The sequence below is a fragment of the Methanosarcina barkeri 3 genome (genome assembly GCF_000970305.1).
Lineage (GTDB): Archaea > Halobacteriota > Methanosarcinia > Methanosarcinales > Methanosarcinaceae > Methanosarcina > Methanosarcina barkeri_A.
Window position 1 is genome coordinate 1,600,801 of the sequence record NZ_CP009517.1, and the last position, 22,891, is coordinate 1,623,691.

Genomic DNA, 22,891 nt, shown 5'->3' on the forward strand with positions numbered 1-22,891 from the left:
GTGAAGGGTCGGGCCAAAAAAATTTCTGGTCCTTTTCCCAATTAAACTTTTTTAAGGCTTTTCTAGAACGATAGAAGGGCTTACGGATTGAAATACACATAAAAGTAAAATTTACTATTTATTTGCTTACTATTTACTTGCTTACTACTTACTTGCTTTACTGTTTACTTGCTTTACTGTTTACTTGCTTTACTGTTTACTTGCTTTACTGTTTACTTGCTTTACTGTTTACTTGCTTTACTGTTTACTTGCTTTGTGATTTACAAAATCTGCATTTTTTAAAGCCTTGCTCCGCTCATTTTTACAGCTGTATCGTAACCAAGCAGCCCTCCTATTAACCCTCCTGCACATGCAAGTGCAAGTTGAACCCCTATATACCAGGGTGCATATGAGATTTTCCACTCAACCGGGGCATAGAGCATGTAGAACACAAGGGTTGAAACCATACCTCTTGATATGCCGTAGACCGCAGCTGTCAGTCGCCTGTCTGCGTAGTCCATCCCGAATAAGAAGACCAGGAGGTCAACTACAACTCCCTCGGCCAGGTAAAAGCCCAGCCACATTATCTGGGAACCCCAAACAACAACACTTATTAGCAGGACACAGGCAAAAAGTAAAGTTGCAGTTCCGGGCTTCCTGACTAGCTGCAGGGCTACCACCATCAGGATGACTGTGGGAATTGCAATAACCAGCCCGTCAAACCAGCCCAGATTGATGAGTTTACTTATGTACCTAAAAACTACGGCAATAATGGCTGCAAGAAGTGCTATTGTTATAAGGTCAACAGTTGAAAAGAGTTCGAGAACTCCAAAATGTTTTACAGCCACCAGAATGCCAGCAAAGAGCAGGAGACTTGCCAGAATAGTAAAATAAGTCAGCCAGGAAGGTGGTGGTACAATACTTATAGTTTGTTCACTTTGCTGCTCACCACCAGGGTAGACCATATGAATTTTTAAAGGGACCTCTTTTTTAAACTTAATAGAGGCAGGTGGTTTTACGTCCAGAAGGAGACCTGCGCTTTGTCCTGGAGACAGATCTCCTATTTCAGCCTTGAGGTTCTGTCCTTCCTTTGTTATGGGATATAGTTGAGAAGAGGCTTTGATTTCCAGATCTTGCGGAACTTCAATTAGTACGGTTACATTATGTAAGGGTTCACTTCCGAGATTCTGAATATTTACTCTGGCCCTCTCCCATGTTTGTCCTGCTACAAGGACATTGGAAGCTTGATTCTTGTCCATTGGGACCTCCAGACTACACCCAAGTAGGGATGTCGATGAGCTGGAAACTGCTCCTGATATAATAACTCCGGGAGCAAAATAAACAGACAGGATCAGTGCAAGCACTGCTACGAGAATCAGTCCGTATTTCATATATTACCTCATTTCATCAGGATTGATTTTTTCAGAACTAATTTTCTTCGGGATTAATTTTCATAAGGATTAATTTTCATAAGGATTAATTTTCATAAGGATAATTTTCATAAGGATAAATTTTCATCAAAATCAACTTCATCAGAATTAACTTCATCAGAATTAATTTTCGTCAGAATTAATCTTCATCGGATTAAGTCCAGTTATCTATTCTATACAGTAAGACTATACAGTAAGAGGAATTGCATACTTTTCAATCAAAGAATATTTTTTTCTTTTTTGAATCAATGTTAGAAGACCTCTTACGTACAACCTTATCTCTTCCTAAACCTTATGGCAATAGCAAGGCAAGCCAGAAGACAGACAATTATTACTGGAAGAGGTACCTGTTCACCTTCCGCATTTTTTTGCTCATGCAATTTTAGGTACTCGTCATTTGATCCCGATTCGGAAACAAGGACTGCAACACAGGGATGCAAATAGCCTTCATCTCCCCTCTCAAAGCAAAGAGAACTTTCCGTACTCTGCGGTGAGACTGAAGTTGAAAAAAGGTCAAAGTACTTTCCCTGAGCAGACCTGAAAATATCGCTTCCGATATTCATAGAATCGAAATACAGTTCATCTTTTTCTCCTTCAGTACCTGCTACAACCATTGTATAGAGGCTTGAATTTTTTCCAGGGGACGTGCCTTCAAAGGTACTCGTTACATTATCTTTATTATTTGTATACGCAAGAGCATAGTTACCCTCGTTGATCCAGAACTTGACCGGAGACATGGACCTGTTCTCACAAACAGCTACCAGGGTAGTGCCATAAGGTCCACCTCCCGGAATTTCAGGCGAGATCGAAACCTCATTCATTCCGGAATGGAGAGAATTGTTAGTTTCTATACAATAGAGCCCGACTCCCCAGGCCGAAACATAATCCGGCTCTTGCATTATTGTCAGATCCTTTCCGTTGACCGTTACACGGATACTGTTCCCACTTTTAGAATTCCATACAGGTACGTAAAGTCTGGCGTATTTGATGTCCCCGGAGGGCAGTTTAAAATACTGGAGATAAGGGTTTTCTCCAGTATAGCCGTGTCCTCCGTCAACATAGACTTCTCCTCTGACAACTCCTTCTGCAATCGTATACGGAGGAATACCGTCTCCCTGCCAACCTCTATTTCCAGAGAAGAAAAAAAGAAGTAAAAGTACAGTTCCAAGCAGCCCTATTATGAAGATTTTCTTCCCAGTGTCCAAACAAATCACCTCCAGAACAAGTTAAGTATCCATTCAAAGATGCCTCAGAGCCTTGATAGGGTCCATTTTTGCGGCCCTCCAGGCAGGATAAATCCCTGAAAGCACGGACACAAATAAGGAAATTACAAAACCGGCTACAAGAATCTCGGGGTTTAAGGCAGTCAGATGGCCAATATTTTCTATTCCGAGCCGTGATATCAACAGTGGCCTCCCCACTCTATCTATGAGCGTTGAGAGAAGAATACCAAAAAGATCTCCAAAAATTCCTCCAAGCGCTCCGATAAACAGACATTCGGCTAAAAACATTCGCAGAATGTCAGATTCCGAAGCTCCAAGAGCTTTTGAGATCCCTATCTCCCTGGTTCGTTCGTAGACCGAGACGACCATAGTGTTGATCACCATTAGTCCACCTACAAGCAGGGTAATACTTGAAAAAAAGACAAGGACAAGAGTCACCCCATTCATTATCCGGTTAACGGAATCAATTTCGTCCTGGGCACTTGAAGTAGTAAGTCCGAGTTTTTCTATCTGTCTTCTTGTATCGCTAACAAGAGAGGAACTTTCCACTTTAACCAGAGCCCCGTCATAATAATCCTTTTGGCTGAGTTCTTTTGCAGATTCAAGCCTCATAAAAGCTTCATTGTCGATTTCGTTTCCGGTTGGCTTTAGATACCCCACTGGAGTAAAACTTACTTCCTTATCGACTGGTCTTCCGTCACTTCCATAAAGGCGAAGCTTGGCTGTTATCGGTGTCCCTATTTTGGCTCCGTCCAATTTTTCCAGTTTTCCCCACAGATCACTTCCAAACACAATCTGGTTCTGTCCACTCTCGAACCAGCCCCCTCCGGCAAGCTCAAGCTCATTTGCAGTGCTGTAATCTTCCTGAACACCAAATAGATCAAAATAGCTCCCCGAAGGGCTAACATAGGCATCCTTTACATAGGGACAAACAAGCTTTCCATATTCTTTTAGTTCTTCCACTTTTGACTCACTTATAAGAGTGAGTCCATCATCCTTTAAACCTGGAGAAACATCAATCAGGGTCAGATCCCGGGACTTCTGGATCTCTTCTACCGCATTGATACGGAGACCTTCTCCGAAAGAGACGACGGCTACTACAGATGCTACTCCAATTGCGATTCCAAGGAGGATCAGCAGGCTTCGGAGTTTTTTAAGACGCAGCTGCCTTATTGCCATTGAAAATTCTTCTTTAAACATTGCTCAACAGTCCTTGTTTCCATTTTCATTACTGTAATGGGGCAGGGATAAAGACCAAACCGTAGCCATATCAAAATATCGAAATTACAGTAACGTAAAATTAATTAAAGAAAAATATTATGGACTACATGATTAAATAATACTTATTTTAGATTAATTAACATAAATTATGAATATATATCTTTTTTGATTTTTCACAACTACTTATTAAGGAGTAATCTGAAATTTAAAATGTCATTTACCTCTAAATAGCCAAAAAAGGAGATCATTAGGTAGTACAAATCCTAAGTGCAGGCTTCACCATAAGGTATTTTCAAGCTTATTTTAATAATTTAAAAGTTAATATTAACGAAATATTATGAAAAAATGTAAAACTAATAGTAAGAAATATTTCGATGAGTATAATTAGTTTGAATATATGACTTGTATTTATGAAGATTGGAATTGTGGTTCATAATGTCCAGCTTATGGATTCCCCTCAGGTTATTAAAAATATTCTTACACTGCTCTCCAGGGAAAATCTCGTCGACGCCTGCCTATGCGGCACAATGGGAAAAGTTGCAGTTATTGATGCCGGCCTGGATGACTTGATTGAGATTAACCGGTTTCTGAGTCCAAGTGCCTGTATTGAGACTCTATTTAGATCAAATGACCTTGTATTCCTTCTGAACCATGGTAGAGAGCTAAAGACAGGACGAACTTTCGGAAGGATCGTAGTCTCACATGTAGAAAATCCTGAAAAAAAGCCTCTTATACAGATCGAAAGACCAGGTTGTCCCGATGGTGAACTCATCCCATGGAATCAAGCTGCCGAACTCCATGTTGAAGAATTCTCCAAACTGCTTAATTTAAAAATTTCCCAGCCGCCGCTTCCAATTAACACGATCGAAATAACTAACCATGGAAGGCGGATTTTAAGAAGAGTATCAGCCTTTCCAGGAGCATACATACTGGTTGAAGGAATCATCATTGGAAAAGCTACTTCTTCTGAGATCGCACTCATATCCGAAGATGGTTTTCTAACCTCAATGGAAGGAGGAATTATAAAAGAGCAGGGTATTGACATTCTTCATAAGCATGAAGAAAGAGTACCAATAGACCTTTCCAGATCCTGGGTAAAAACCGGTACTCCACGGAAAAACTCCGAAGCTCAAAGTTTTTTTAAAGACGAAAAAGAATTGGTAGCAAAGACTGCTACTTTAACAAAAAGCTCTTTTACGGAAACGGTTCCTGAAAATAGAGTTAAGGTCATCCTTATAGACCACTGCGCAGAACGTTCAATCGAGATGATTGAAGGAGCGGATTTTGCAATTACCATTGGAGACGACACAACCGAAATTGCAGGAAGTATATTTTCCAGGTTTGGAATCCCGATCCTCGGAGTTACGGATGGTGATTGTGACGAACTTGCAGTTTCAGTTACTTATTCTACAGGTTCTATGATCCTGAACTTAAAGTCCGGACAGGATGACGAGTTAGGGAGACTAATTCTACAGGATATTTTTTCAGGGGAAAATAGCGCTATTTTTGAAAATCTTGATAATTTGAAATCAAAGGTCATAAATCTTGCAGAGAATTCTCTTGAATCCATTACAGAATATTGAACCATACCTAAGCACAAAAATGAAATGAGACCCACAATAAAAAATAATACTTGAATTATGCGTAAATTTGTACTGGGAAATTATGAGGTTTGTAAATGAAAATAAAAATTCTGATATTAATTGTCCCTCTTATAATCTCACTGCAAGCAGCTTCAGTATACGGAATGGGTGTTGGCGTGAGCCCAGGAAATATGAGTTTTAAACTTGCTCCTGGAACGTCCTCAGAGCAACCACTATACGTGATAAATACAGGAAATGAAACTGCAAAATATAATGTTTTTGTTAATGAAAGTGCTTATCAAAACTGGTTTACTTTTTCTCCATCTTCTTTTGACCTGAAAGCAGGAGAGGTTAAAGAAGTTAAAGTCACGCTCAAAGTTCCGGATTCCGCAGAAACAGACGTTAAATGTAAAATAAATATCCCATGTACCGTACCAGGAAGAATTGTCGGGGCAGGAATTATAATCCCTGTTTATGTTGAGCTCTCGACTTTAGAAGACAGTTCTTCTGAAAGAGTTTCTTCTGAAAGTAGCTCCTCTAAAGGAATGTCTTCTGGTGATAGTTCTTCTGAAGTAGTCTCCCCTGATAGTAATTATTCTAAAGGAACAGAAAACTCCTCAAACCCTCTAAATAAAATAGAAGTCAAAGATGCCTTGAAACGGTCTGTAGAGAAAAACATCGATGACCGGCTTAATTTTACGCAAAATGTTACTCAAAATGTTACTCATATAGATGAGAAACTAAAAGATTATGCTCAAAAAAGGAATTTCACAAATCCTTTAACTGAAATAAAAGTCAAAGAGATCTTACAACAATTTTTGGTAAAAAATATCAATGTTGTGTTTAATTTCACGCAGAATATTACCCATTTATGTGAGAAACTGAAAGAATATGTTGAAAATTTGCAAGTAATCGGAGCCGGGATTTTTGAAAATGCAACCAGAAGTATTGACGGCACTACTAAAGTCTTGGCGATATGATCAAAAAGGATCAGTTGAGAATGATTAAAAAAGGATCAGTTGAGAATGATTAAAAAAGGATCAGTTGAGAATGATCAAAAAAAGATCAGTTGAAAAAGATCCTTCTGCTTTGGTCAAAATTAGAAGTTATGAAGAAAAGTTCAGTGTTTTACCTGGATTTGATGTACCCCTTACAAATGTATTCTTGTGTTTGCAGAGCTGCTAATGAGAAGGTGAATGTTTAGGTAAAAACCATATATCTGGAAACTTGCAAGAAAAGTTAAAAGGATAAGAGACTCGAAATTTCCAGATTTGCAAGAAACTTAAACTTGCCTTTCAAAGGTCGTGAAAAAATATAGTAATCTTTAGCAGAGTCAGCAATGAAATTGAGAAATGATCTGTCAGATAACAATTCATCCAACTTTCTTTTTGCCAACTTTTTTGTCAATTTTTTCCCTACTTTTCCCTACAATAGAATTGTCAGATAAATTATGAAAATAACTGTTGAAGTGAAGTACTCATGGATCTCTTTGCACTCTCAAGTTATAAAAATTCTGAAAATCGCGAAAGTTATGCAGGGACCAGATCAACATGCAGTTTTGTTTCTACTGGAGGTATTTTTTCTACCTGAGTTTTACGTTCATATTCTTTGTATGAAATATTTTCACATACCTTGATTGTGTTTTCGGAGTCGGAACATTCACTATATAATTGGCCGCATAAATCTGCATATGCATGGGTTTGCGGTACTCTGTGTACTCCAAGTTTTTCGGATTTGACGGAGTAAGAAAACGTCTTCATTTCTTCCGGGGCCAGCACAAAGTCCTGTCTCAAATATGATGAGTTATTCATACCAGGGACACTGGCAATCGGTTCAGAACTGTTAATCACTGTAAATGTTGCTGGCAACAGGTCAATTAATGAGACGTTTACCAACCTATCCTGAATATTTTTAACGGAAAGCGTAACATATGCAGGAGTTCCTGTAAAAACTTCGGACCCTGTGTATTTATAGATTTTCAGAGGTTCACTAACTTTAATTTCTACAACTTTGGAGAGGAAATGCTTACCTGAATTATCTTCCCAACTAACATTCGCAGTTATATTATAACTCTCTTTTATTTTTTCTGGAAATCTCAACTGAAGTTCAAAAGACTTTGTTGAGCCTTTATCGATCGTTATGTTTTCAGGAACTCCCTTATAAACCAGAAGCCCATCAGGATCCGCATCAAATTTTATTTTGTCTGCTTTAACATTTCCTGTGTTTCTAAGCTCCGTATCAACAGTTACTTCGTCACCAAGCAGGTACTCATCTTTGTCAGCCTCAAAATCGAGATCCAGACTTACGGTATCTTCAGCAGGTTTTTCTTCTGCAGATTTTTTTGTTTCAAAAACAACTTCTGCTTCAGGTGAGCAAAGATTAGAAAACATCGGAAGGTTTTCCCTATTAGTGACGTTGCAAGCCTTAAGCCGTATGTTGTCGTTGTCCATATAACACCAGCTTGAACTATTATTTTCCAGGACAGTATCTCCGAGGGTCAAGCCGTTTTTCGATATCCGAAGCCAGACCATGCCATAACTATCAAACTTCAGTGCTTCAAGAGTGTATTCATCAACAGAAACTATGCTTATTATCGGATTTTCATTTCCGAGAGTAACGGTCAGGCTGCTCCAATCATCTTCATTTGCCTCAGCAGGCATAATACCTGTGATCATGTAAGAAGCAATCAAAAAAACCGCAATAATATAGAAGTGACTTTTTCTGTTCATGACTGTCCTCTCCGGTTTCGAAATTTTATGAGTAAAGCAGTCAAAAGAAACCCGGAGGTTACGCAAAATTCGGAAAAACTGCCCCCAATTTTTTCAGAACCCGCTACAGAACAATTCATGTACAGGTTTCTATTGTATGCTATAGTTTTCAAAATCGCCGCCACCAATTGGAAATCAAATTTTTAAAGAATAGATAGATCTTATTTTGTAACAGGTCTTTATACCAGGAAATATGAAGTGTCTCGTTAGCGGATATTTTACTTTGATTCTTAGACCTGGAGGATTCATTAAAGTCACGCAGGAAAGAAGTTTTTTTGTTGACAACAATAAGCTCTTTTGCAGTGTTATTTGCTTTGTCTACCGCAGAAACAGCTATTATATTGGAGCCTGAAACCATAGGTACCTTTGCGCTCCAGCTTCCGTCCGAAAGCATAGCTTTCCTTCCGTTCACATCCACTGTTAGGTTCCGACTTGTATCTTCAACCGTTCCACTTACTGTTACTTCTCCAGCATCTACAAAGCCTCCGTCTTCCGGTGATTCTATTTCAATCTCAGGTGGAGTCATATCAACAATCTTAGCAAGAACAGGAGCATTGAAGTTATTTACCTCAGATGTTTCTTTTATTTTGTTGGCATAGTCAACGTATACTTTTAGAGCCTTCTGTCCGTCACTGGCAGGTTTCCAGTTAAACTCTATGGTTTTATTTTTATCACTAGCAAGAGAAGATACGGAAGCAGTGGATACTATTTCATCGTCAGCATAAAGTGCCGCCTGAAAACTACTTGCTGAGTCTTTTCCGGTATTTTTAATATTTGCCTTAATTACATTATCTTTACCTGCGCAGATCACAGGTAAAGTAAGTCCAGAGACTATGAGGTCAGAAGAGCTTCCAGCTTCTCCCGTGCCCAAAGTCAGTGCAGCCAGTACAGGATGCACGTAATCTTCATCATCTCTCTGGAACTTGACTTCGTTGTCATCTTCGGTAAGAAAGTCCAGTACGTCAAAAAATTTTAAGTCAAAATAACTTTTTGAATTTGCAATGTCGTTTTTATTATCCCCATCCGAAAGCTGTTCATCGTTAAAATATAATGAGTCTTCAAGTCCTGGGCTGCCGCATAGGTAGGCTACAACAAGGTTTGCGGTTTTGTATTTATCAGCATCTATCTTTCCAGAAAAGTCGGCATATCCTTCATCATGCGTTGACGGCATATCTCCACTCCATCCTTTGCCATGAAGATTCAGGTTTCCTTCCTTTATCCAGTACTTTGTATCTTCTCCGTCTTTATCTTCATATACAGCAGCAAGGACTATACCATATACTCTGCCATCAATGCCCCCTTCAGTTTTTGCTTCCACATTTACAGGTCCGGTACTTATGTTCGTGCCTACATCATAAGCTACCCAGTATACTCCATGTCCGGTACAATATATCGATGGATTCTGACCTTCATCGTCTCCGCTATCTGCTTTACCTTCCAGGTCTACACTTTCGAAATCTTCCCCATTGACAGTAAGATCCAGAGTCCCTTTCTTATCTTCTGTGCCACCCCATACTCCCACATACATCCTTGCCCATTTTACGGAATCTCCAGGAACATTAAATTCCTGCACATAAGGAGTTTCCTTAAGCCCTTCACCTCCATCAACGTAAAGTCCACCTTTTATCGTTCCTGATGTCGTTTCAATCAGTTCATCCTGTTCAGGGACACCTTCAAAATTGTAAGTTGCCAGGCAAGGAGAAATATACATAAAAATAATTGAAATTCCTGCAAAATACAGTAAAAATCTACTCAATTTCCTGCTATTTAACAGCATGTTCATCCTCTCATTTCTCAATAAGTTTTTGGCTTCTGGCAACTTCTAGAGGTCTTAGCCACTATTTCTTCTAAACTTTCTACATAGAAAAGTTTCATTTTTAATTACGAATTAGTTCTGACAAATAGTAGATTTTTTCATAATTTATATTATTCATATATTAATTTTTCTAATTAATGTTATTTTATTTCAAAAAATTATGATTTTTAGTGTCTATTTAAGAATAATTATATTAACAAAGTTGCATATCAGAGTTTAAGATCAGGAAAAAACATGTAAAAACATAACATTCAAGAATGTGAATCCATATAATTATATAAAAAGCTCTTAGATAAAATTAGGTATTTTGGAGTAAGCCATGAAAACATAAACCAAAGGTTAGTTTTCAGCTCTGGTCAAAAGGGCTAAAAAGGGTTGTTTTATCATAGTGTCAATAATCTCGCAACCCTTTGCCTTAATTTCTCTTTATCTTTTCCAATCTGAAGTGTACTTGTTTTTAGAACATATATCCGATTATGTGTTTGCTGTCACTGTTATATAACTTGTTTTCGTTACCGTGTTACTACCTGCAGCATTGGTAACTGTCAGTGTCACCGTATACTTTCCTGCTGTGGAATACTTATGCTTTGGATTTTGCTGGGTTGAAGTTTTCCCGTCTCCGAAATTCCATTTCCATTTAGTTGGTGTTCCTGTACTTTTGTCAGTAAAAGCGACATTTAATGGTGCTTTTCCTGATGTAGGAGATGCAGAGAATGCAGCAGCAGGTTTTGTTACAACTTTTATATAGTCTGTTTTTGTTGCCGTGTTACTGCCTACAGCATTCTTTACCGTTAAGCTAACAGTATATACTCCTGCCTTGGAATACTTATGAGTTGGATTCTGCTTGGTGGAAGTTGTTCCGTCTCCAAAACTCCATTTCCATGAAGCAGGAACTCCTGTGCTAGTGTCAGTAAAGACAACGCTCAATGGAGATTTTCCCGTTGTAACACTGCTGGTGAAATTTGAAACAGGCTTTGTTACAACTTTTATATAGTCTGTTTTTGTTACTGTGTTGCTGCCTACAGCATTCTTTACTGTCAAACTAACAGTATATATCCCTGCTTTGGAATACTTGTGCTTTGGATTCTGCTGAGTAGAAGTTGTTCCGTCTCCGAAACTCCATTTCCATATAGCAGGTATTCCTGTACTTTTATCAGTAAAGGTAACTGTTAACGGTGCTTTTCCTGATGTAGGAGATGCAGAGAATGCAGCAGCAGGCTTTGTTACAACTTTTATATAGTCTGTCTTTGTCACCGTGTCACTGCCTTTAGCATTCTTCACTGTTAAGCTGACAGTATATACTCCCGCCTTGGAATACTTGTGAGTTGGATTCTGAACGAATGACTTTGATCCATCTCCAAAGTTCCATTGCCACTTTGTTGGTGTTCCTGTGCTTGTATCAGTAAAAGCAATATTCAATGGTGCTTTTCCGGAGGTCGGGGACGCTGAAAAAGCAGCCGCTGGCACAGCTCCTTGTTGTTTCTGGTACTCAACTACAAGGATCTGCTGGAGAGAATCCATGCCTCCGCTTGTTGTGCCCTGGATTCCGGCTTCGTTCCCGGTTGCTTTAATGTAATTTTTCACATTAAAAATCAGGGGACTGCTGGTGCTTGGATTTCCCTGCCATGCATTGCTTGCAACGGTATTTCCATTAAAAAGCAGGTTACCTTCATCGGGGCCGGCACTTCCGGCAAAACTGTATAATTTAGCGCTTGCGACTTTATTCAGATCAACAGACATGCCTGTGAAAGGAGCATATGCTGTAGCCTCTTCGAGAGTGGTTCCGTAACTGGATGCAGATAAGCCCAGTTCGTCGCACTCTTCATTGATGAAGATCTGCTTCCGGGTTTCATTAGAGTTCCGATAGATCACAACCAGAGTACTCGGATAAAGAGCATTGCTATTTCCAGCATTAGACGTCATGACAAGACTGTTTCCAGCAGATTTGAACTGGCTGGTCACATCAAAGACGTAAAGACCATATTTATACTCAGCATACCCACCAAAATTGCTCTTGTCAGTGTATGGAGTTCCACCTGTAAGCTGATGTCCGTTAAAGGAAGCATCCCATTTAGGTACTCCCCCGGAAGTGGTATCCCAGTTGTAAGCAAGATAGAGCCACACCTTTTCTACGGTAGAACCGCTCGGGATAGGAAGATTGCTTGCAGTCCAGGTTTCGGTTCTGCTAGTCCAGCCAACAGATTTGTAAGCGGATTCGGGCTGTGTGAAATACAAAAAGTTACCCTGGAGGTCATAAGTCTGTTTGGTAGTGATGTCACTTCCGCCTTCCCAGTAACGTTTGCCCTTATACCCGTTATATTTGACAGGTTTAGCCAGACTGTTTTTGTTGTTGTTAGCCTCATTAGTTTCAGGGATCAGGTTCTCAGGATCAACAACTGCAGTATAGGTTACGGTGCTACCTTCCAGATTGCGAATTGTTGGGTCGATCATCGTTAAAGTTACTGTCCCTCCACTAGCTATAGATGCAATCGTTGTCGTGTTTACTGGAACTGAACCGGACACATCGCTGGCATAAAGGGCTACGTAAATATTATTTAGAGCAGCAGATCCAGTGTTCTTGATACCAGTAACCGTTATGGTATTTGATTCCCTGGCAAAGACCGCAGATCCTGGTACAGTGTTTACTATCCCGGATATAGTGAGATCGTTTGTTGCTTGTGAAACCTGCGAGTTAGTAACTGAAGGGCTTTCACCTCCGTAATTGTCAGCCAAACAGACTCCGCTACTCAGAATCAGAGTTAACAATATCAAAATCAGTTTCCTATTCGTCAATCTTCCTCCTGTACTTCAATTAGAGAAAGAATTCCAGAGTTATGTGGACTATTTCCTAGATGAAACAGGAAACAAAGGGGTTTCCAAAAAAATAGAGTTAGATAGTTATTTTGTTGTAAGAAAAGCGCTTACGTCATAGTCCTACTTTTGGTCAAGTAACACGAAGTGCATTCTTGTTTCTGATTAAGTTTTATTTACACATTTCTCCAGAATATCTCATCTCGATACCTTTCCATTAGTGGATAATTTTTAATACTTATAAACATTTTATGATTAATTTTTCATATATATCAATCTTTTTAAATGTATTCATAAATACTTTTATTTAATTTTTTGTGAAAATATTATAATTAAAGCGCTTCAAAATTCAATATCAATAAATTTGAGTAAAAAGTATCAAATTTGCTACTTAGTTTTTCATTTCAACTTGCTAACTAATAACTAGATAAAAAACTATTCTGACGGTTTTTTAACTATTGTAATAGGGATGAGACTTACGGAGATGAACCGACTAGGGATCAGACTTACGGAGATGAACCGACTAGGGATCAGACTTACGGAGATGAACTGACTAGGGATCAGACTTACGGAGATGAACTGACTAGGGATCAGACTTACGGAGATGAACTGACTAGGGATCAGACTTTACGAAAAATGAGGCTTACTCATTTGAATTAGAAATATGGTTTTAAACTCTTCTTAGATATAAATTATAATTTAGTTAATGATGGTTACTGTGTTTGATTTTATATATTGAATGCATAACTTAAGTGGGTAAACTGCTATCTTTAAGGTCAATGAATAGCTGATTTTTGAAAAAAAGAGGTAATATGGCTTTAAAGTTAACTTTGTTGTTAGCCAATTGTGAAAATAGTTTGAATGGAAGCCTCCTGAAATTTCATGGCCAATAGAGTTAATGGTATTGTTTGATGTCAAAAATAAGTAAAAAGTCGATCAATAGGAGTTTTTTGATTTAACGGATAACAAACTCACTTGAGTTTTGTTCAAGATAAGTATCCAGTTTTGAAAAACGAGCATCAATCCTAATTTAAAAAAGAATTGTTAACAGTTATGGTTTCAGGAATTTACATCCATTATTTAAAATAAATAGGGTTATTAAATAACAAATATGCAGAGAAAAATTATAAATTTTACACATATAAACATTTGAAAAGATTAATATATCTGAAAAATTGTTAATAAAATAATTATATGTATTAAAAATAGTTATAATTTGAAAAAAATTCATGAGAAAGAGTCCAAAAATAACTGTCAAAGAAAAGACCTTCGAAACGGGAATTAATTTGATATATTTAGTCTGGAAAACATCTGATCACACTTTTAGAACAGAATAATAGTTATTTGACTTTTGCTTTTACTAGCAATATTCAGGTTCCTGTAATTGTCTTATAAAACTGCCTATGCACAGGTTTCTGGAATTCTTTCTCTAAAATTGATAACAGGAGGAAGGTTAATGAATAGGAAACTGATTTTGATATTGTTAACTCTGATTCTGAGTAGCGGAGTCTGCCTGGCTGATAATTATGTAGGCGGAATCCCTCTGACCTCTGTCAAGAGTGGAACAGTAAGTGGGGGTGTCTATTGTGACAGCTACTACGGGACAGGAACTCAGCCAATACACACCGCTAAAACTATAGATAAGACCTTTACATTACCAGCTAACGCCAAGGTTGAATGGGCAATGCTGCTCACAACCGTATATTGTGGACATATGCAAAATAATTATCAAGGAAAAGCAAAAGTAAGCTTTAACGGGAAAGTCCTCGGAACAGAAACTCTTAATGTTCCTTTTGTATTCCTTGTCAATGGTGGTAATAATGGGAAAGGATATGTCAAGGTAAACGACCATGTTAACAGAGTAACCAGTGACTACATGATGTATTATGATGTCACAAGCCTTGTAAAATCCGGCAACAATAAAGCTACCGTACATACGGAACCTAGTGACAATAAATTTGATGGCAGAATAAAACTGATTACCCTTGTTGTAGCTTACAATGATGGCAGCGGAAAAAAGATCTGGTATCAGGTAAACCGCGGACATGATGCGGATACTTATTATGTTGATGACAATGGTAAAACTTACGTTGGGAGCACAGCTTTTAAAGCAGCTTTACCAGCAGGTTCTACATTAACATCTGCAAAGCTTACAGATATACACATGGCAAGTACAGACGGGAAATATACTTTTAACGGAAAAAAACTCACCTCAGGCAAACCTCAGGGCACATATTGCGGACTGGATTCATGGAATATTAAAAACAATTTTAAGTCTACCGGCACAAACACCCTGAAATATGACAGGACTGGAGCCTTCTATAAAAACGCACTTGCCATAATAACAGCAGAATACAAGACCTCAAGTAACAAACCTGTTGCTGCATTCTCTGCATCTCCTACATCAGGGAAAGCACCATTAAATGTCGCTTTTACTGATAAAAGTACAGGAACACCAACTAAATGGAAATGGAGTTTCGGAGACGGGAAAACTTCAACCTTAAAGAACCCGACTCATACGTATTCCAAGGCAGGAAAGTATACGGTGACACTAACAGTTACCAATGCTGTAGGCAGTAACACGGTAACGAAAACAAGTTATATAACGGTAGTAGCAAAACCCGTTGCTGCATTCTCCGCATCTCCTACATCAGGAAAAGTACCATTAACGGTTACCTTTACTGATAAAAGTACAGGAACGCCCTCTTCATGGAAATGGAATTTCGGAGATGGGACCTCCTCAACGTCCAAGACAGCTGTACATAAATACAGTAAAGCTGGAAAATATACAGTCAGTTTAACAGTGAAAAACGCAGCAGGTAGTAATACTAAAACGGTTTCAAGTTACATAACAGTTAAGAGCAAGTAATATTTTAGAAAGTAAAATTCAGACTTTAAGATGTCAGACTTTAAGATGTCAGACTTTAAGATGTCAGACTTTAAGATGTCAGACTTTAAGATGTCAGACTTTAAGATGTCAGACATTAAGGGCAGTGAGGGGGTACTACACATCTCAAAAACGTCATAATTTTCACATTTTTCTCCTTCAATTTTCCGAGCCTTGCTATCTTTAGAAGGTAATTCATTAGACCATTCGCGTATTTCAAGTTTATAACTTCATATAGCCTTTTAATATCCTTTAACTCTTTATTTTTGATAAAAATATGAAATTTTATAATGTATTAATTGGCTTTTGTATAATTGGCTTTTGTATTAATTAGCTTTTGTATTGGCTTTTGTATTAATTGGCTTTGTTTTTTTGCTTTATTCAAACAACTTGAATTGCTACTTTACGTTCCTTTAACTTATTATATTTTGTAAGAGAGCGGTATAATCAACTTACAGAGACTGTTAAGTCAAGGTTATAAGGACAAGATTTTAAATATTTATTTCCAACTTTCAGGAATTATTGGAAAGATAAAGTAAATGTGTTTTAAAGACTATTATATGATATAAATTATATTTAAAGGAGATAAATATATAAATAGATATTAATCGTTCAGTCGGACTAAATCGGAACGGTAGACACTATGCATAAAATTCAATAAATAAACTTATCAAACTAAATCTTTAATCGTGAGTTAGAAGATCTGTTTTTATATTTTTTGCTAGTAAACAATTCACATGTAAATCACATATATGTCAAGTGAAAATCTGTATTGATCGACTGATAATTAGTAAATAAATAATTACGATATACATAATATTTCACATTTTATTGCACCTATAAAACATTTGGAAAGATTAATATATCTGAAAAGTTATTAACAAAATGATAATTTATCTTAAAAAGTAGTTAAAATCTGAAAAAACATAGGAGAAAGAGTCCTAAAGATAACTGTCAAAAGGAGCCCCTCAGAAACTGGAACTATCTGACCCGTTCAGTTTGAAAAACGCATTTGAGATATTTTCCTTAGAACCCAATAAAAACTACTTAGCTCTGTTTCTACAGGTAATAGTCTAGATTCCTGTTAGTTTTAACAGGAGCTACTTATTCACAGATCTCTGGAATTCTTTCTCTAATTGAATTACAGGAGGAAGATTGACGAATAGAAAACTGATTTTGATATTGTTAACTCTAATTCTGAGTAGCGGAGTCTGCCTGGCTGATAATTACGTAGGCGGGATCCCTCTGACTTCTGTCCACAGCGGAACAGTAAGCGGAGGTGTCTATTGTGACAGCTACTACGGAACAGGAACTCAGGAAATACACACTGCTAAAACTATAGACAAGACCTTTACATTACCGGCTAACGCCAAGGTCGAATGGGCAATGTTGCTTACAACCGTATATTGCGGACACATGCAAAATAATTACCAAGGAAAAGCAACAGTAACTTTTAACGATAAAACTCTGGGAACAGAAAATCTCAACGTTCCTTATACATACATTACTAATGGAGGTAATGACGGAAAAGCATATGTCCAGGTAAACGACCATGTTGACAGGGTAACCAGTGACTACATGATGTATTATGATGTCACAAGCCTTGTAAAATCCGGGAACAATAAAGCTACCGTACATACTGAACCCAGTGACAATAAGTTTGATGGCAGAATAAAACTGATAACCCTTATTGTAGCTTACAACGACGGTAGCGAAAAAAAGATCTGGTATCAGGTAAACCGCGGACATGATCCAGATACTTATTATGTCGACGACAATGGTGAAACTTACGTTGGGAGCACAGCTTTTCAGGCAAATTTGCCATCTGATGCGTCTTTGACAGATGCAACGCTTACAGATTTACATATGGCAAGTACAGACGGATCATACACTTTCAATGGAAATGCACTTACTTCAGGCAAACCTCAGGGTACTTATTGTGGGCTAGATTCATGGGATGTCAAGGACAGTTTTAAATCGACCGGCACAAACGCCCTGACCTATGACCGGACTGACGCGTTCTATAAAAATGCACTTGCTATACTGACGGCCGAATACACTACTTCGTCCTCAGACAATGGTAGCGGAGACAACTCCTCTGACAACAATACTGGAGACAACTCTTCTGACAACAATACTGGAGATAACTCCTCTGACAACAATACTGGAGATAACTCATCAGGCAACAATAATGGAAACAACTCCTCTGACAACAATACTGGAGATAACTCCTCTGACAACAATACTGGAGATAACTCATCAGGCAACAATAATGGATATACCGGAGACAAGCCTCTTGAGACTTATACTCACGACACTGTAAAAGGCGACATTATTTATGATTACGGAGACAGCAAGTATAGTGGTAAGATATCTTCTGGCGGCACATATACAGTAAACCACAACCTGAAGCTTCCTGAAAATGCAACTGTAAAACTCGCGAGACTCTATAATTACTGGACGTGGAGTGCTACAGGCACTACCGGAGTATATCCTTCCATGAACCTGCAGTTTCAGAATAAAGCTTTGACTCCTGACGCCGAATACAGTGACCAGAAAGGATGGGGCTCTGTATATGATTATCCAAGCGGTACCTGGGCTTATGATGTAACGGACCTTGTAAAAGGAAGTGGAAATTATACCACAGTAGTTACAAATGCTAATAGTGAGACTGGGAACTTTGTCTGCTTTGATGGAATCGGTTTACTTGTAGTGTATGAAGATTCCACAGGAAACGAAACCGAATACTGGATAAATGAAGGCTGTGACATGGTGAGTACGATGAGTACTTCAGGGGGTCTGACTCCTGAAGAGGCTACCGTAAAAATCCCATTTGACGGCTCTATAAATCTCAGCAATGTAGACAGTGCCAAGCTCTGGACTACAGTTCAGTCTGGAGGACATGATGGCATTAGATTGAAATTCAATGAAATGAACGTATCCGGTGTTTATGACTCGACTCCATACTCGGACCTGGATATCGATGAAGCAAGGTCTGTCGGAAATTATCTCATGGCCGACAATAATATGGCTCAGATAATTCCTCCTTCGGTTACAGATAATAGTGGAGACTACCTTGCTCCCTCGAGTGCGATCCTTTCCGTCAGTTATAAGGATGGAACAAACAACGATAATGGAACCAGTGATAACGGAACAAGTGATAATGGAACCAGTGATAATGGAACCAGTGACAACGGGACCAGTGACAATGGAACCAGTGACAATGGAACCAGTGACAACGGAACCAGTGACAATGGAACCAGTGATAATGGAACAAGTGATAATGGAACATGTGATAACGGAACCAGTTCATCTGGATCGGATTCAGCTACGGTATCACTTACTGTGAACATCACACCTGCTATTTGCTTGCAGGTCACACCGAACTCAGTCGATTTCGGAACAGTAAAACCAGGAACTCCGAGCGAGTCCGTACCTTTGACCCTTAAAAACAACGGACATGGCAATATAAAAGTAAAGGCTGAAGTAGAAGACCAGGATGACGGCCCATTCAGCACAGGACTTGTGCTTGACCAGAACAAATGTTCTGAATACAGTAAGACAATAGCTTCAAACACATCAGAAACTACGAAAGCCCAGCTTGATATACCGGAAAACTATTCGTCTACAGGACAGTTTAATGGAAGCCTTATCTTTTGGGCTGAAGCAGCTTAATAAGGCTGCTTTTTTACTTTTTTAAATTTACAAATAATTAACATTTTTAGTACTTAGCTGATATTTGCCTTTAGTGTCTTTGCTTATTTTTTCTGTTTCTATGCTTGCATGCGTACAAAAATTGAGTATACATAATCAGTTTTTACATAATCAGTTTTTACATAGTCAGTTTTTAAATAAGCAGTTTTGTCACTCGGAGACTTATATAATACGCCTCGGAAATCAATTCTACGCCTTTAAAATTAATTCTACATCCTGAAAACTCATACTCTATCCAGTGAACACTCATCCGGTCCAATATAACTATTCACAGTTATCTGGGTTTAAAACAGGAATATTGGAAAGACATATAAGCCGGCTTGCCAGATAATATATTGGAGACCATATGAAAATTTTAGAGTGCAAAACCATTGATATTGCCCCTACGATCTCAAGACTCCTGAAAATCCCTATGGTTCCGCCAACTGGCAGACCAATTCCTGAAGTCGAGAGCTACGCAAAAGAAAGAAGTTGCAAAAGAGCAGTGATTATTGTGGTTGACAGTCTGGGGTATTCTCTTTATAATCATTTTTCTTCGATAATGAAGAACTTGAGTAATATCGCTGAAAAAGGTTTACTCTTCAGGTGCAAGTCCCCTGCGACAATAACCTCCCCTGCCATTGCATCAATATTTACAGGATATCTGCCAGAAGAGCATAATATCTACTCAACCATGGACATTTACACGGAAAGGACAAAAGACTCGGAAAACCCGAGACTGAAAAGCATTATGGAATGGGCTTGTAGGGCAGGTATGAAAGCGTCAGCAGTTATAGAGTCTGAAGGTGCGGAAAGTTTCAGAGGACGGATAAAAGAATATTATGGAGTTCCTAATTCCGAAGATATTCTGGATTATGACCTTAAAATAACGAACTATGCGCTACATGCCCTTAAAGAAAAGCCCGATATCCTGGCAGTTCACCTCAGAACCCTTGACCGTTTTTCCCATAGAGCAGAAAACTGGAAAGAACTGAAAAAGGCTGCAATAGCCGTGGATGAAAATCTCGGTGAGATTTATAGACACGCAGAAAAAGGAACGATTTTCTTTATCTGCGGAGATCACGCAATTCATGGGGGAAAAAAGTGGTTAAAGGATGCGCAAGGAGAAGATATCAAAAATCACAGGCAAAACTTTGTAGCCCTTATAGTAGCCTGTAATCAGGAAGTCTAAGATTCAGGAAGTCTAAGATTCAGGAAGTCTAAGATTCAGGAAGTCTAAGATTTTATAAGCCTTTTAATCTGAGTTTTCAGTCAACCCTTTTGGTCTTACCTATAAAGTTTACATGTCAGAACTTTTGCTCTACTTTAAGAACCTTGGTGAAACACCGGATTGTCCGGCTCGTGTTCTTATGCAGGATTCCGATACCGCCTGCTTCTTCCCACTCACGGATATTCTCGGAGTTATCATCAATAAGAACCCTTGCAGATCCCGATTGTAAGGCTTTTTCAGGGCGGTAACAGAGAATTGCGGCCTCTGCATAAGAAGGCCCGAGTTCTTTCCTGATCCATTTGATTTTTCCCTCTCTTGCATTGATTAAGGCTTTTTTCCTCTCAGGTCCGGGAAGCGCAGAAAGGATTGTCGGACAAAGGCCCGAGCTTCTAAGGAAGCCATGCAATTCTTGCCCTCCGGGCATCCAGGACATCTCAGACCAGAACTCGATTCCTGCAGATGTGATCTTTTTCCAGAAGAGTTCTCTGTCGTTACTGTACCAGAACATCATATTACCACCGAGCTTTTCACAGGCTGCGGTGAAATCCGTAAGGACTCCATCCATATCAAGGAAAAGTTTTATTTCCTCTGCGGATTCGGAAGAAAAAGAGATATCATGCGAACGGCTTGAGATAGAACCCTCAAAGCTTACAGGTCTATTCTGGATAAAATTGCGCTGATTGAAGGAAATAGACATAATACACTTCCCTTGATTGTTCTAGTAGAAAATGACTTCCCATTAATTATTAGGACACCATAATAAAAAAAGTAATCGTCGTAAAAAAACTGACATGATAGATAAAAATTTGAAAAGAAGGATTAAGGTCAATCTTCCTGAACAAACACCACTGTCTTTGCAACAATATCGTGAAAAGCCTGCTTTTTTGAGGTAAAAAGGATAAGTAGAAATCCTACAAAAAAGGGAATTACAGTAAGAATTTTCAGAATAAAACGCTTTGTTGCCTGCGTAAAGGAAATTCTGTTTCCGTTAAGGTCAGTAACAATAATGTTCACAGCTTGCTTGCCCACTGTTGACTTCAGGGTCGAACTCTCCTGAAAGACAAAGTAAACCCACATAGTAAGAAAGAACAGAATATAGAAAAAAGTTTCATCCAGGGTTTCTGTAATTAGCTCTAAAAACATAAAAAGAAAAACAATTACGGAAATGTCGATTATTGAGGCTATAAGCCTCCTGGAAATGTCAGAGTATGATTGCATCAAGATCTCCCCAATATAATTTATACAGATGATGTGCTGAATAATAAAGTTAACTCGGGAAATGAGAACGCAAAAACGAAAAACATTGAAAGCACGGAGTATAAAAGCAGAAATGACTCAATAGATATGCATTAAGAAACAAAATACTTCGATGAGTATGCATTGAGAAATAAGAAAGATTCAATGAATATACATTGAGAAGCAAAGCCAATAATAAAAAAGAAGGTTAAAAAGGTATTACTCATCATAGAGAAAAAAATCTTAACTTCTAATCATTATTTTGTCACTGTTGTTACTTTGCTTTTGTCACTGTTGTTACTTTGCCTATATTTATTTATTTACTTATTTATTTATTTATTTATTTATTTATTTATTTATTTATTTATTTATTTATTTATTTATTTTTCTTTGAGATCGGGACTTCGATCTTATCTACCATTTTCTTTACATCAGTCTTAATCTCTGAGGCAAGTTTTTTTGCGCTATCGCCGGTTGCATCAACCAGTTTTTCAACCCTTGCGGTGATGCTCTTTACCTCATCTTTTACATCAATAGATTTTATTTCGTCCGAGATAGATTTGATCTCAGTGTTTATATTCTTTGCAAGTTTAGAGGCTTCATCTCCTGTTTTCTTTGCAAGAGTGTCAATGTCATTTCCAAGCTTTCCAACTTTTTCCTGTATTCTGCTCTTTTTCCCAGCTTCGGTTCCTTTACTTTCGTTTTCCATTGTTTGTGCCATATAAACCCCTTTTTATTTTTTACAAAGGTAATGGATTTCTCTCAAAAAGAGAGCCTGTTTTTGTAGACATTTACTTATGGGTTTTCGAAATTATAAAAGTATCTTTAGAAGTGAAAACTAATGTATAAAATAAACTCCGTTACGCTACAAGCTTATAAAGTATAAATTAAAATAGTATGCTTGTAAAAGGTAAAGCGATTTAACTGATTAAAAGAGTTTATATAAAACTCCGACAGGAAAGATATGAGAGCCGAATCAGGATGCCGTACATGAAAAAACAGCTCTCTGCGAT

At 38.2% G+C, this 22,891-nt stretch carries 14 protein-coding genes; 5 read left to right on the forward strand and 9 right to left on the reverse strand.

The features are described from left to right. Positions 1 to 278: 278 nt before the first annotated feature. The 3 genes from MSBR3_RS06395 to MSBR3_RS06405 all read right to left on the reverse strand — a co-directional run bounded on the left by MSBR3_RS06395 (position 279) and on the right by MSBR3_RS06405 (position 3,811). The gene (locus MSBR3_RS06395; protein ID WP_048107190.1) at positions 279 to 1,370 is read right to left on the reverse strand and encodes a hypothetical protein; all 1,092 of its coding nucleotides are present in this window, start codon (positions 1,368 to 1,370) and stop codon (positions 279 to 281) included. Positions 1,371 to 1,684: 314 nt separating this feature from the next. Then, complete coding sequence (locus MSBR3_RS06400) at positions 1,685 to 2,614, reverse strand: DUF3344 domain-containing protein (RefSeq protein WP_048107191.1); 930 nt, start codon at positions 2,612 to 2,614, stop codon at positions 1,685 to 1,687. A gap of 33 nt (positions 2,615 to 2,647) precedes the next feature. Continuing rightward, a complete protein-coding gene (locus MSBR3_RS06405) occupies positions 2,648 to 3,811 on the reverse strand; it encodes an ABC transporter permease (protein WP_230627896.1) in 1,164 nt (387 codons plus the stop codon). A gap of 452 nt (positions 3,812 to 4,263) precedes the next feature. On the opposite strand from MSBR3_RS06405, the gene MSBR3_RS06410 reads away from it, so the two are divergent. Together MSBR3_RS06410 and MSBR3_RS06415 are read left to right on the forward strand one after the other, a co-directional pair. After that, the gene (locus MSBR3_RS06410) at positions 4,264 to 5,436 is read left to right on the forward strand and encodes a DUF2117 family protein (RefSeq protein WP_048107193.1); all 1,173 of its coding nucleotides are present in this window, start codon (positions 4,264 to 4,266) and stop codon (positions 5,434 to 5,436) included. A gap of 95 nt (positions 5,437 to 5,531) precedes the next feature. Further along, positions 5,532 to 6,416: a COG1470 family protein gene (locus MSBR3_RS06415; RefSeq protein WP_052723310.1), complete on the forward strand. Its 885-nt coding sequence runs from the start codon at positions 5,532 to 5,534 to the stop codon at positions 6,414 to 6,416. A 549-nt stretch (positions 6,417 to 6,965) separates the two neighbouring features. Here MSBR3_RS06415 and MSBR3_RS06420 read toward each other — a convergent pair. The 3 genes from MSBR3_RS06420 to MSBR3_RS06430 form a co-directional block, all read right to left on the reverse strand. Continuing rightward, a complete protein-coding gene (locus MSBR3_RS06420; RefSeq protein ID WP_052723311.1) occupies positions 6,966 to 8,165 on the reverse strand; it encodes a COG1361 family protein in 1,200 nt (399 codons plus the stop codon). Positions 8,166 to 8,313: 148 nt separating this feature from the next. Next, a complete protein-coding gene (locus MSBR3_RS06425) occupies positions 8,314 to 9,981 on the reverse strand; it encodes a DUF3344 domain-containing protein (protein WP_080942230.1) in 1,668 nt (555 codons plus the stop codon). Positions 9,982 to 10,494: 513 nt separating this feature from the next. After that, positions 10,495 to 12,813 carry a PKD domain-containing protein gene (locus MSBR3_RS06430; protein ID WP_080942231.1) on the reverse strand — a complete coding sequence of 773 codons (2,319 nt, stop codon included), beginning with the start codon at positions 12,811 to 12,813 and terminating at the stop codon, positions 10,495 to 10,497. Between the two features lie 1,474 nt (positions 12,814 to 14,287). Between MSBR3_RS06430 and MSBR3_RS06440 the strand changes: the two genes are divergently transcribed. The 3 genes from MSBR3_RS06440 to MSBR3_RS06450 all read left to right on the forward strand — a co-directional run bounded on the left by MSBR3_RS06440 (position 14,288) and on the right by MSBR3_RS06450 (position 20,603). Next, a complete protein-coding gene (locus MSBR3_RS06440; protein WP_080942406.1) occupies positions 14,288 to 15,700 on the forward strand; it encodes a DUF3344 domain-containing protein in 1,413 nt (470 codons plus the stop codon). 1,173 nt (positions 15,701 to 16,873) lie between these two features. After that, a complete protein-coding gene (locus MSBR3_RS06445; RefSeq protein ID WP_230627899.1) occupies positions 16,874 to 19,393 on the forward strand; it encodes a DUF3344 domain-containing protein in 2,520 nt (839 codons plus the stop codon). Positions 19,394 to 19,778: 385 nt separating this feature from the next. Beyond that, positions 19,779 to 20,603, forward strand: coding sequence for an alkaline phosphatase family protein (locus MSBR3_RS06450; RefSeq protein ID WP_048107196.1), 825 nt, complete (start codon positions 19,779 to 19,781; stop codon positions 20,601 to 20,603). 115 nt (positions 20,604 to 20,718) lie between these two features. Here the strand turns inward: MSBR3_RS06450 and MSBR3_RS06455 are convergent, their stop codons facing one another. From MSBR3_RS06455 to MSBR3_RS06465, 3 genes are all read right to left on the reverse strand, one after another. After that, entirely contained in the window at positions 20,719 to 21,339 is a 621-nt protein-coding gene (locus MSBR3_RS06455) for a hypothetical protein (protein WP_048107197.1), read from the reverse strand. Between the two features lie 128 nt (positions 21,340 to 21,467). Beyond that, entirely contained in the window at positions 21,468 to 21,860 is a 393-nt protein-coding gene (locus MSBR3_RS06460) for an RDD family protein (protein ID WP_048107198.1), read from the reverse strand. A gap of 394 nt (positions 21,861 to 22,254) precedes the next feature. Beyond that, positions 22,255 to 22,599, reverse strand: a complete 345-nt coding sequence (locus tag MSBR3_RS06465; RefSeq protein WP_048107199.1) for a hypothetical protein — start codon at positions 22,597 to 22,599, stop codon at positions 22,255 to 22,257. Positions 22,600 to 22,891: the final 292 nt, after the last annotated feature.

Bases quoted from the DNA above. Each gene is read 5' to 3' on its own strand.
- MSBR3_RS06395 (WP_048107190.1), bottom strand. From the start codon at position 1,370: ATGAAATACGGACTGATTCTCGTAGCAGTGCTTGCACTGATCCTGTCT.
- MSBR3_RS06405 (WP_230627896.1), bottom strand. From the start codon at position 3,811: ATGGCAATAAGGCAGCTGCGTCTTAAAAAACTCCGAAGCCTGCTGATC.
- MSBR3_RS06410 (WP_048107193.1), top strand. From the start codon at position 4,264: ATGAAGATTGGAATTGTGGTTCATAATGTCCAGCTTATGGATTCCCCT.
- MSBR3_RS06415 (WP_052723310.1), top strand. From the start codon at position 5,532: ATGAAAATAAAAATTCTGATATTAATTGTCCCTCTTATAATCTCACTG.
- MSBR3_RS06420 (WP_052723311.1), bottom strand. From the start codon at position 8,165: ATGAACAGAAAAAGTCACTTCTATATTATTGCGGTTTTTTTGATTGCT.
- MSBR3_RS06425 (WP_080942230.1), bottom strand. From the start codon at position 9,981: ATGCTGTTAAATAGCAGGAAATTGAGTAGATTTTTACTGTATTTTGCA.
- MSBR3_RS06440 (WP_080942406.1), top strand. From the start codon at position 14,288: ATGAATAGGAAACTGATTTTGATATTGTTAACTCTGATTCTGAGTAGC.
- MSBR3_RS06450 (WP_048107196.1), top strand. From the start codon at position 19,779: ATGAAAATTTTAGAGTGCAAAACCATTGATATTGCCCCTACGATCTCA.
- MSBR3_RS06455 (WP_048107197.1), bottom strand. From the start codon at position 21,339: ATGTCTATTTCCTTCAATCAGCGCAATTTTATCCAGAATAGACCTGTA.
- MSBR3_RS06460 (WP_048107198.1), bottom strand. From the start codon at position 21,860: ATGCAATCATACTCTGACATTTCCAGGAGGCTTATAGCCTCAATAATC.
- MSBR3_RS06465 (WP_048107199.1), bottom strand. From the start codon at position 22,599: ATGGCACAAACAATGGAAAACGAAAGTAAAGGAACCGAAGCTGGGAAA.